The sequence below is a fragment of the Staphylococcus pragensis genome (assembly GCF_004785665.1).
Classification (GTDB): domain Bacteria; phylum Bacillota; class Bacilli; order Staphylococcales; family Staphylococcaceae; genus Staphylococcus; species Staphylococcus pragensis.
On record NZ_SRPJ01000001.1, the window covers coordinates 941,873 to 953,389 of the forward strand.

8 protein-coding genes and 1 other RNA gene are annotated in these 11,517 nt (G+C 33.4%); all 9 read right to left on the reverse strand.

Annotation, left to right across the window (positions count from 1 at the left end; genetic code table 11):
* Window positions 1-15: 15 nt before the first annotated feature.
* Window positions 16-792, reverse strand: a complete 777-nt coding sequence (locus E2558_RS04680; protein ID WP_126567033.1) for a tRNA threonylcarbamoyladenosine dehydratase — start codon at window positions 790-792, stop codon at window positions 16-18.
* A gap of 88 nt (window positions 793-880) precedes the next feature.
* A non-coding RNA gene (ssrS, locus tag E2558_RS04685) (6S RNA) lies at window positions 881-1,071 on the reverse strand.
* Between the two features lie 229 nt (window positions 1,072-1,300).
* Complete coding sequence (gene aspS, locus E2558_RS04690; RefSeq protein WP_126567034.1) at window positions 1,301-3,067, reverse strand: aspartate--tRNA ligase; 1,767 nt, start codon at window positions 3,065-3,067, stop codon at window positions 1,301-1,303.
* 16 nt (window positions 3,068-3,083) lie between these two features.
* Window positions 3,084-4,346, reverse strand: coding sequence for a histidine--tRNA ligase (hisS, locus tag E2558_RS04695; RefSeq protein ID WP_126567035.1), 1,263 nt, complete (start codon window positions 4,344-4,346; stop codon window positions 3,084-3,086).
* Between the two features lie 367 nt (window positions 4,347-4,713).
* A complete protein-coding gene (locus E2558_RS04700) occupies window positions 4,714-5,589 on the reverse strand; it encodes an N-acetylmuramoyl-L-alanine amidase family protein (protein WP_126567036.1) in 876 nt (291 codons plus the stop codon).
* Complete coding sequence (gene dtd, locus E2558_RS04705; protein WP_126567037.1) at window positions 5,586-6,038, reverse strand: D-aminoacyl-tRNA deacylase; 453 nt, start codon at window positions 6,036-6,038, stop codon at window positions 5,586-5,588. The genes E2558_RS04700 and dtd overlap by 4 nt, the downstream gene beginning before the upstream one ends.
* Window positions 6,039-6,054: 16 nt before the next feature.
* Window positions 6,055-8,244 (reverse strand): RelA/SpoT family protein, encoded by a 2,190-nt coding sequence (locus tag E2558_RS04710; protein ID WP_126567038.1) that lies wholly within the window; start codon window positions 8,242-8,244, stop codon window positions 6,055-6,057.
* A gap of 380 nt (window positions 8,245-8,624) precedes the next feature.
* A complete protein-coding gene (locus E2558_RS04715; RefSeq protein ID WP_126567039.1) occupies window positions 8,625-9,143 on the reverse strand; it encodes an adenine phosphoribosyltransferase in 519 nt (172 codons plus the stop codon).
* Window positions 9,144-11,438 (reverse strand): single-stranded-DNA-specific exonuclease RecJ, encoded by a 2,295-nt coding sequence (recJ, locus tag E2558_RS04720; protein ID WP_126567040.1) that lies wholly within the window; start codon window positions 11,436-11,438, stop codon window positions 9,144-9,146.
* Between the last annotated feature and the right edge of the window lie 79 nt (window positions 11,439-11,517).

Here is an 11,517-nt window from a genome sequence, read left to right on the forward strand (position 1 = left end):
TCATAGTCTTTTTAATTAAATATTACCTTTATCTTTAATTCGTCGAACTGGTACATCTTTAAGAATGTCATTAACTACGTAACTTGCACATATCAAACCTACTGTACTAGGTACAAAAGCATTTGAAGAAGGAGGCATTTGACCTTTACGGTTACTTGCATTCGGATCCCCTACTGTTGCTTTTACATCTTCACGTATCACGATAGGACTTTCATCTGAGAATACTACAGGTATACCTTTTTTAATACCCTGACGTTTCAATTTATTTCTGATGATTTTAGCCATAGGATCCATATATGTTTTAGAGATATCTGCAATCTTGAAACGTGTAGGATCCGTCTTATTAGCTGCGCCCATACTTGATATGACTTTGATGCCACGTTCCAAACATTCTTTCATTAAATGCACTTTATAAATAATTGTGTCACTAGCATCTATGAAATAATCAATATCGTAATTATTAAATAAATCTTCATAAGTTTCCTCAGTATAGAACATATGTAAAGGCGTTACTTTACAATCAGGATTAATTAATTTAATTCGTTCCTCCATAAGCGTTACTTTACTTTGGCCAATAGTTGTTGTTAAGGCGTGAATTTGACGATTGACGTTCGTAATATCGACGTCATCTTTATCTATAAGTATGATATGACCAATATTAGTTCTAGCAAGTGCTTCAGCTGCAAATGAACCTACACCACCCACTCCTAACACAGCCACTGTTTTATTCTTTAATAAATCTAAACCTTCTTTACCATATGCTAATTCATTTCTTGAAAATTGATGTTTCATTTTGAACTCCTTTATTAAACATTACGTTACCATAATATTAACAGAAAAAGACAAATAAAAATACGCAAGACAAAAGCCTTGCGTACCGATAGAGTCCGTAATTGCCGTAGTTATAAAAAGCTTGATCATTCGGCCTGCTATATACAGGTGGGTGCCCTGTTTCTTGTTTTGCAAGTCCTCCTATTGAGGCGTGTGCGCTGCAAGAAAACCTATTGGGCTCCCTGATCAAAAAGTGTTAGGCCCAAATAAAAAGCAAACATACGTACAATACAGATGACTATCTTATATACGTATAATATCACAAACCTTAAAATAAAGAAATCCTTAATAATTGTTAGAAAATCAAAATATTGATAAAAAAATATTTTAAATTTTTAAGTTTACATAATATAATTATAGTTGTTTAAAAAGCTATTGTGACTGTTTTTCATGTATAAAAAAAGACTGCTAACAGAGATTGAGATACTCTATCAACAGTCTTTTTGAACTTAATATTTAAGGGTTTAAATTAGTGACGAATTCTTAATGATAATTCTTCAAGTTGTTTATCAGAAACTTCTCCTGGCGCATCAGTAAGTAAGCATGTAGCTGATGCAGTTTTAGGGAATGCAATAGTATCACGTAAATTTGTACGGTTAGTTAATAACATTACTAAACGGTCTAAACCTAATGCGATACCGCCGTGTGGTGGCGCACCATATTTGAATGCATCTAATAAGAAGCCAAATTGTTCTCTAGCTTGTTCTTTAGTGAATCCAAGAACTTCGAACATTTTTTCTTGTAATTGGCTATCTGAAATTCTGATAGATCCTCCACCTAATTCATAACCATTAAGTACGATATCATAAGCGTTAGCTTCAACATTTTCAGGTTCTGAATCTAATTTATCAATATCTTCTTTTTTAGGTGATGTAAATGGATGATGCGCTGCTACATAACGTTTAGCATCTTCATCATATTCTAATAATGGCCAATCAGTTACCCATAAGAAGTTTAATTTAGTTTCATCAATTAAGCCAAGTTCTTTAGCAAGTTTTACACGTAATGCACCTAAACTTTGAGCAACCACGTTTGGTTTATCTGCAACGAACATAACTAAGTCGCCAGCTTTCGCACCAGTTAATTCTTTTAATGTCGCTACGTTTTGGTCTTCGAAGAAACGAGCGATTGGACCACTTAAACCGTCTTCAACAACTTTGACCCAAGCTAAACCTTTGGCGCCATAGATATTTACAAACTCTGTTAAACCGTCCATATCTTTACGAGTGTAGTTATCTGCAGCACCTTCAGCCACAATTGCTTTAACTTCTCCATTATTTTCAACTGTATCTTTAAATACTTTGAAATCCATCTCTTTACCTAATTGAGATACATCGATTAATTCCATTCCAAAGCGTGTATCAGGTTTATCTGAACCATAACGACGCATTGCTTCAGCATATGTCATGCGAGGGAATTCACCTTCTAATTCAATACCTTTAACGTCTTTTACTACTTTGCGAAGCATTTCTTCGCCCATTTGAATAACGTCTTCTTGGTCTACAAAGCTCATTTCGATATCGACTTGTGTGAATTCCGGTTGACGGTCAGCACGTAAATCTTCGTCACGGAAACATTTAACGATTTGATAATATTTATCGAAACCACTAATCATTAATAATTGTTTAAATAATTGTGGTGATTGTGGTAATGCATAGAATTCACCTTCATGTACACGAGATGGTACTAAATAATCACGTGCGCCCTCTGGTGTAGATTTAGTTAATACTGGCGTTTCAATATCAAAGAAGCCACTGTTATCTAAATATTCACGAATAGAGCGTGTTGTTTGATGTCTCATTTTGAATGTTTGAGCTAATTCAGGACGTCTTAAATCTAAATAACGATATTTTAAGCGAATATTTTCATCAACATTTTGATTTTCTTCGTTAATTGAGAATGGAGGTGTTTCAGCTTTATTAATTATTGTAATATTTGAAACTTGTACTTCCACTTGTCCAGTTTTAATTTTAGGGTTTACCGTTTCAGGGTCACGTTTAGTTACTGTACCTTCTACTTCAACTACATATTCAGAACGTACTGTTTCAGCAATGCTTAATGCTTCTGCAGAGAAATCTGGGTTAAACACGATTTGAACGATGCCTTCTCTGTCACGTAAGTCAACAAAGATTAAACCACCTAAATCACGACGGTTGTGTACCCACCCTTTTAAAGTTACTTTTTGATCAAGTAATTCTTCTGTAACTAATCCACAATAAGTTGTTCTCTTACTCATTTTTAACACTCCTTTATTATTTTTCAAAAAAGTTAACAAGTTCATCTAATTTAACAGTTTCTGATTCACCAGTTGCCATATTTTTAACATCTATTTGATTGTTTTCAAGTTCTTGATCACCTATTACTACTGTATACTTAGCATTTAAACGATCTGCTTGTTTCATTTGACCTTTTATTTTACGGTTTAAGTAATCTTTATCAGCTTTAACGCCATGTTTTCTTAAATTATTTAAAAGTTTAACACTATAGCGTTCAGCTTCTTCTCCCATAGTCACTATGAATAAATCAAAGTCATCTTCAACATCTAATTCAATGCCTTCTTCTTCAAGTGCTAAAAGTAATCTTTCAATACTTAAAGCGAAGCCAATACCAGTTTGACTTGGACCATCTAATAATTCTAATAAACCATTATAGCGACCGCCACCACATAATGTAGTAATCGCACCATCATAATTAGGATTATCCATCATTAGTTCAAAAGCTGTATGAGTGTAATAGTCAAGACCACGAACTAAGTTAGGATCTTCTACATAGTTAATGCCTAACTCATCTAAGTAATCTTTAACTTCTTCATAATATGCTTTTGACTCACTATTTAAATAATCTGTAATACGAGGTGCATTTTTAACCGCTTCTTTATCACGATCAACTTTACAATCTAAAATGCGCATTGGATTACTATGCAAACGTGATTGACAATCCTCACAGAACGTATCAATCACTGGTTCAAAGTGTTTCACTAAGGCTTCATTGTATTCTTTACGAGAATCCGCATCTCCAATACTATTGATGACAAGTTTCAAATGCTTAAGTCCAAACGACTCATAAATGTGCATTACCATCGCTAGCACTTCAGCATCGATACTTGGATTTTCAGCCCCAATAGCCTCTACACCAAATTGATTAAATTGACGGTAGCGCCCTTTTTGTTTACGCTCATATCTAAACATTGGACCATTGTAATACAATTTAATCGGTTGATTTGGATTACCTTGCATTTTGTTCTCAATATATGAACGCACAACTGCAGCAGTACCTTCGGGTCTTAATGTAATACTTCTATCACCTTTATCCTTAAACGTGTACATTTCTTTTTGAACTACGTCAGTTGAATCACCAACACCACGTGCAAATAAGTCAGTACTTTCAAAGATAGGTGTACGAATTTCTTTATAATTATATAATGTCATCAATTCATCTAGTTTATTTTCAATATAACGCCATTGACTAGACGCTTCAGGTAAAATATCTTGAGTCCCTCTAGGAATTCTAATCACCTAATCACTCCTTCATCTATCTATTACTTTGATAACCTAACATCCTCTAATAAAAAAAGTCCCTTATATAGCACTAAACTATATAAGGGACGAATCGCCGTGTTGCCACCCTAATTGAGAATAAAATAGACTATCTTACTCTCCACTCAAAACGTTTAACGTACGTAAACCGGCTTTATTTATTAAAGCACCTCTTCTTGTGTTCAAAAGTTAAACTACTCAGTATAATCTTTCAGCCTAGGATTATATCTCTACGCAATTATAAATGTTATTGCTACCTATTTCATTTAACTTTTCAAGAATACTAACGGTATTGTTTATAAAGTTCACTCATTATGATAACGAGTTTAGCTTCAGTTTGCAAGACTTATGACGCAAAATATTGTTTCAAGCCATCAACAACCGCTTCTTCAACGACTTGTCTATGCAATGGATCTCTAATCATCATTTCATCTGTAGGATTACTAATATAACCCAATTCTAATAATACAGCAGGTTTATTCGTCTGTCTTAACACTTGGAAATTTTCTTGACGTGTGCCTCTATTAAATAACATAGATTTCTTTTGAATATTCGCATTTAACGTTTCCGCTAGCGTTTCCTGACTATCTTGATACCAATATACCGTAGCTCCATTAGCATTAGCGCTATCTAAAGAATCATTATGTATACTGATATATGCATCGCCATCCATTTTACGATCATCCAAGCTTACATATGTATCATCAGAACGCGTTAACTTTACTTTAGCGCCTGCTTTTTCAAGCGCACGTTTTAACTCTTCAGCGGTTTTTAAGGTATAATTCTTTTCTAAACTTTTATTAGCTGTATTACTGGAAGCCCCTTGGTCACTGCCTCCATGTCCTGGATCTAAGACAATGACCTTATTTTTCAAAGGGTTCTCTTTTTTATTAACATCCTCTGGAATATTCAAGCTTGTATGCCAACCAGCAATCCATCCTTTTTTAGTGGCATTATGATTCTCTACCTCTATCCACTTACCTAGCCTATCTATCTTTTTGAAACTCTCCCCTTTATCCACTTGAAAAATCACAGGATAACCTGCATTGGGACCTGTACGTAATTCAGCATCTTCAGTGATCGTAATACGATTGCTACCTTGGTCATCATGATTCATAAACATGAATAATAAAATTAAAAATAGCAGGAAGAGAATAACTACAATAAGCGTTAGACCATTTTTTAGACCATGTTTTGTTAACCATGCATCTATTTTACTCATATCACTTTGCCATCCTGACTTTCATAAATAATTGTCACTGGGCCATCATTGATAATTTCAACTTCCATGTCCGTACCAAATTCCCCAGTTTTTACTTCAATACCATAATCTCTTAAAGCAGTATTAAACGTTTCATACAGTTGTTCTGCTTCTTCAGGATTTTTTGAATTTGAAAAGCCAGGACGATTGCCTTTTTTCACATCAGCATATAGCGTAAATTGAGAAACAGAAAGGATTTGGCCTTCTACTTGTTGAATATTTAAATTTAATTTACCATTCTCATCTTCAAATAAGCGAGCATTGACTATTTTCTTTGCTACCGCTTCTACGTCCGCTTCGGTAGAATCTTTACCTACGCCCACTAATAAACAATATCCTTTTTCAATTTGATTATGAATATTACCGTTTTTTACTGAAGCTCGTTTTACTCTCTGTACAACTATTTTCATCTCTTTTGCACCTCAATTAATTCCATACTCTTGAAACAGTATATATATCACTTAATTGTTTTAATTTTTCAACTACTCGATAAACATCATTTACATTTTTAACCATTACACTAATTGTAATAATTGCATTTTTATCCGTGTCTGAACGACCGTTAATTTTAATAATACTACCTACTGTCGAGTTGACCGCTTGTATCACTTCATTTAATAAACCATTGCGATCATAAGCATTGACTTCTAAATCCACTTGATAGCGTTGTGTAGAGTCTTTAGATTTAACCCATTCTACAGCAATCAAGCGATCGTATTCATTTTTTATGTTAGGACAATCGGTTCTATGTACTTTAATACCATGTCCTTTAGTTATATATCCAACGATATCATCCCCTGGGATAGGATTACAGCATTTAGAAAGTTTAATTAAAACATTTTCAATGCCTTCTACATATACCCCACTATCAGTGATAATATCCTCTTTGATAGGTAATGACTTTATCACCTCTTGAGCTTCATTAAGCGCTTTTTGCTTATCTTGAATACGCTGACGCTCTGTAAGTTTATTTACCACTTGTAATGCAGTCACGCCACCAAAGCCTACAGCAGCATATAAATCATCATCATTAGCGAAATTATATTTCTCATTCACTACTTCGATATTCTTTTCCGTCAATATATCATCGACTCTAAAGCCTTGTTCTTTAATTTCTGCTTCAACCATGAATTTACCTTTTTCAATATTGGATGAGCGATCTTGTTTTTTGAAAAAGCTTTTTATCTTACTCTTCGCACTTGAAGACTTAACAATTTTTAACCAATCTCTACTTGGACCATAAGAATGTTTACTTGTTCTGATTTCGATAATATCTCCTGTTTGGAGGACATAGTCAATTGGAACAATTTTACCATTTACTTTAGCGCCTATCATTTTATTTCCTACTTCGCTGTGAATCGCATATGCGAAATCAATAGGTACCGCGCCATATGGTAATTCAATAACATCACTAGCTGGCGTAAAGGCATAAACTTTATCACTTTGTAAGTCATATTTTAAAGATTCCATAAATTCTTGCGCATCAGAAGATGTATGATCTGCTTCGGCTAATTCTTTTAACCAATTTAACTTATTTTGGAAATCTTGTGTCTTTTCATTTACAGTTTTGCCTTCTTTATACGCCCAGTGCGCTGCTACCCCATGTTCAGCAATTTCATGCATTTCAAATGTTCTAATTTGAATCTCGAGCGGGTCTCCATTTGGACCGACAACTGTCGTATGTAAAGATTGATACATATTTTGTTTAGGCATTGCAATATAATCTTTGAAGCGACCTGGCATAGGTTTCCATAATGTATGTACTAAGCCTAATATTGCGTAACAATCATTAATTGAATTAACGATGACACGAATAGCTAATAAATCAAATATTTGATCAAATTGCTTTTTCTGTTTCATCATTTTTCTATAAATACTATAGATATGTTTAGGACGTCCACTGATTTCTCCTGAAATGTTCATATTACCCATTTCTTCTTCAATCTTTTCAATGGCATTCGCTATATAAGCTTCGCGTTCGCTACGTTTTTTCTTCATCAAATTAACAATACGGAAATATTGCACACTATCAATGTAACGTAAGGCAGTATCCTCTAATTCCCATTTAATCGTATTAATCCCTAATCTGTGAGCAAGTGGTGCATAAATTTCTAACGTTTCTTTAGAAATACGTACTTGTTTTTCACGAGCCATAGCTTTTAACGTTCTCATATTATGTAGTCTATCTGCAAGTTTAACTAAAATAACGCGTACATCCTTGGCAATCGCAATAAATAACTTTCTGTGGTTCTCAGCTTGTTGTTCTTCTTTAGAACGGTATTTCACCTTTTTCAACTTCGTAACACCATCTACAATACGCGCAACTTCTTCATTAAACATTTCTTTCACATCATCAAATGTATATGGTGTATCCTCAATAACGTCATGTAAGAATCCTGCTACAATAGTTGGACCGTCTAAACGCATCTCTGTCAATATGCCCGCCACTTGAATTGGATGCATAATATAAGGCAGACCATTCTTTCGAAATTGACCTTGATGTGCTTCATATGCAATATGATAACTTTTTAAAACATACTCATACTCATTTGCTGATAAATAGGATTTCGCTTTATGTAGCACCTCGTCAGCACTATATGGATATTCATTATTCAATATATGACACCCCAACTCTCTTATATTCCAAATACTCTGCCCGTTAATTGACTTTTTAAAATTAAGCTACAAACGCTTTAATATCTTTTAATTTGTATAAAAATAACATTTCCAAAGTCATAGAAATGCGAGTATTACTTTTAGTGTATCAAAAGTTCAATACACTATAAAAGGTTTAACTTTTTTATAAATAATAGTTTTATGATACTACAAGTTTTTAAATAAATAAATGCTGTTAAATTAAATTTAGCACCTAGAAATTTATACATTTACTAATAAAAAAGAAGCGGAAGAGAAAGTCATTTTCATCAAATGATTTCATATTCCGCTTCTATATGTGTAGTTATAATAGCTTTGAATTAAGCATTTTATATTAATGCTTACTCATCGTAAGAAATTAAACTCATAACATCATAATCTTTAATTTTTTCAATACCATTTAAATATTTTAATTCAATAATAAATGCAATACCTACTACGATGCCGCCAAGCTTTTCAACTAATTTAATTGCTGCGTCAATTGTACCGCCAGTAGCTAATAAATCATCTGTGATTAAAACACGTTGTCCTGGTTTAATAGCGTCTTTGTGCATCGTTAAAACGTTTTTACCATATTCTAAGTCATATTCATAACGAATGACTTCACGAGGTAATTTACCTTCTTTTCTCACTGGAGCAAAACCAATGCCCATTGAATAAGCTACAGGACATCCAATAATAAATCCTCTTGCTTCAGGTCCTACAACAATATCCACATCTCGTTCTTTAGCATATTCAACAATTTGATCAGTAGCATAGCCATATGCTTCTCCATTATCCATGATTGTTGTAATATCTTTGAAACTTACACCTGCTTTTGGCCAATCTTCAACCTCTGAAACATATTGCTTTAAATCCATTTATCTATTTCCTCCTATTATTAAGCCCTTTTGATTTTTAATCCATTTTTTAAGTTGTGAGAAGTCTTCATATAGTAGAAATTGCTCAACTTCAATTCTTGCTTGTCTAGCTTGATAAATGCGACTTGATTCAATCGCTTGTTTATTTGGATTATTGTTTATTTTAATTATACCATTTTCATCAGTAATAAAGCCTAAATCAAGAAACACTTTCAACATAAATTTAAGTATATTCGGTTTTATTCTTAAATACTGGCATAATTGCATACCTTCTTGAACTAAATTCATTTCTTGTTTATTTAATAATGCTTTATAGCAATTTTTAAATAATGTTGCATTAGGCATGCCTTCGAAATAAATTGACTGACTATGTTGTAAGATTAAATATAATTGCGAATATGTTAAACCATGTAAACTTTGTTGAACACTTTCAAGATTTGGCGGTAAATCACGAAATACAATTATATCATGAGTTGTGTCTATCTCCTCACCATAAAAATAATAATTGTCATCTAATTTTTCCTTTTTAGGATGAATGACAAACGCATACTGATGATTACTAGGATCTATATCTAATTGTTTACGTTTACTTCTATAATCTAGTATTTGTTCATCATTGGTTGCTAAATCTTGAATGATAAGTTGTGGTGATTGATTACCATTCCATTCATTAATTTGTAAATGGCCTAACAAACTAATAGGTTGTCCAATTTCGAGCTGAGTAGCGAGTTGCCCATTTTTCCAGAAAAGATTTTGCAATTGTTGTTCGCCGGCTACTAGTTTTAAGTGCGCTTTATCTTTACCAATTGCTTTAACATCTGTTACATCTATATCATCAATTTCAAACAATGGTTTTTCAAAATCTGTACCAAATGGACTTAGTTTTTGGATATCATTAATATTGCCAACCGTAATATCTTTTTCTTCGAGTTTTACAGTAACATGTTTGGTCGGTTCTAGCGATGTATGTTCTGTTAACTTCGCCATCCATTCATTTAAACCTTGCTCTAATGGTTCAATGTTATCAATTTCCATTGTCATGCCTGCAGCCATGTGATGACCACCAAATTTAGTAATTAAGTCTTGATGGGCACTTAATATTTCAAACATCGACACTTGTTCAATACTTCTCGCTGAACCTTTAGCATGATTTTGTTCTAAATCTATATTTAAAATCAGAGTTGGTAATGAATAAGTTTCAACGATTTTAGAGGCTACTATTCCCAATACGCCTTCGTGCCAATCTTCTTTAGCTAGTAATAAAAATTGATGGCCAGCGTTCACTTTTTCTTCAGCCATAACTAATGCTTCTTCAGTGATTTGAGCAACAATATCTTTACGCTCAATATTGAAATGTTCAACTTGTTCAGCTAAAAACTCGGCCTCTTCCTCATCTTCTGACATAAGCAGCTCTGCTGCCAGTGAGGCGTCTTCTAGACGACCTGCTGCATTTAGCCTTGGTCCGATAATAAAACCAATTGTTTCTTCATTTATCGTGTCATTAAAGCCAGCTTGATTTAATAATGCTTTAATTTGAGGTGGACAATGCTCATTTAAGTGAGCCAATCCGTTTTTTACGATGGTACGATTCTCATCTGTTAAGGAAACTAAATCAGCTATTGTTCCTATAGCAGTTAAACTCTCAAAATAATTAGGTGGATTGTCTAATAGTACTTGAGATAATTTAAAAGCTACGCCAGCACCACATAAATAATGAAACGGATAATCGAATTCTGGATGCATAGGATGAACGATAGCATAGGCCTCTGGAAGTGTACGACCAATTTCATGATGGTCTGTAACAATCACATCTACACCTAATTCCTGTATCATTTTTATTTCGTTATGACCTTGTATCCCATTATCTACAGTAATAATAAGTGAAACACCTTCATCATAAGCATTTCTAAAAGCAAGTTCATTAGGACCATAACCTTCAGTAAAACGGTTAGGAATATACCATCCTACTTCAGCCCCTAGCATTCTCAAAGTATTGACGAGAATGGTAGTAGAAGTAACACCGTCAGCATCATAATCTCCATACACTAATATACGCTCATTTTTATCAATCGCTTGATTAATTCTATCGATTGCTTTATCCATGTCACTTAATAAGCGCGGATCATGACTAATCGTTGATTCAGATAATAAAGCTTTAATATCACTGTCTTTAGTAATAGCTTTACTTTCCAATACTTTTTTTATAATAGGCGTTAATCGATGTGCTTTAGCTACATCATCTGCGATATATTTAGTTGGAGGTTCATAAAGCCATTTATATTTAGATTTAATCATACAACTATCCTTCCTTTTTCCAAGAGCCATTATACCTAAAATTATATTAAATAAAAAGTAACATCATCATAAATAAGTA

What these genes read in the sequence shown, in the direction of transcription:
- E2558_RS04680 (WP_126567033.1), bottom strand. Translation starts at nt 792, where the DNA reads ATGAAACATCAATTTTCAAGAAATGAATTAGCATATGGTAAAGAAGGT.
- aspS (WP_126567034.1), bottom strand. Translation starts at nt 3,067, where the DNA reads ATGAGTAAGAGAACAACTTATTGTGGATTAGTTACAGAAGAATTACTT.
- E2558_RS04700 (WP_126567036.1), bottom strand. Translation starts at nt 5,589, where the DNA reads ATGAGTAAAATAGATGCATGGTTAACAAAACATGGTCTAAAAAATGGT.
- dtd (WP_126567037.1), bottom strand. Translation starts at nt 6,038, where the DNA reads ATGAAAATAGTTGTACAGAGAGTAAAACGAGCTTCAGTAAAAAACGGT.
- E2558_RS04715 (WP_126567039.1), bottom strand. Translation starts at nt 9,143, where the DNA reads ATGGATTTAAAGCAATATGTTTCAGAGGTTGAAGATTGGCCAAAAGCA.
- recJ (WP_126567040.1), bottom strand. Translation starts at nt 11,438, where the DNA reads ATGATTAAATCTAAATATAAATGGCTTTATGAACCTCCAACTAAATAT.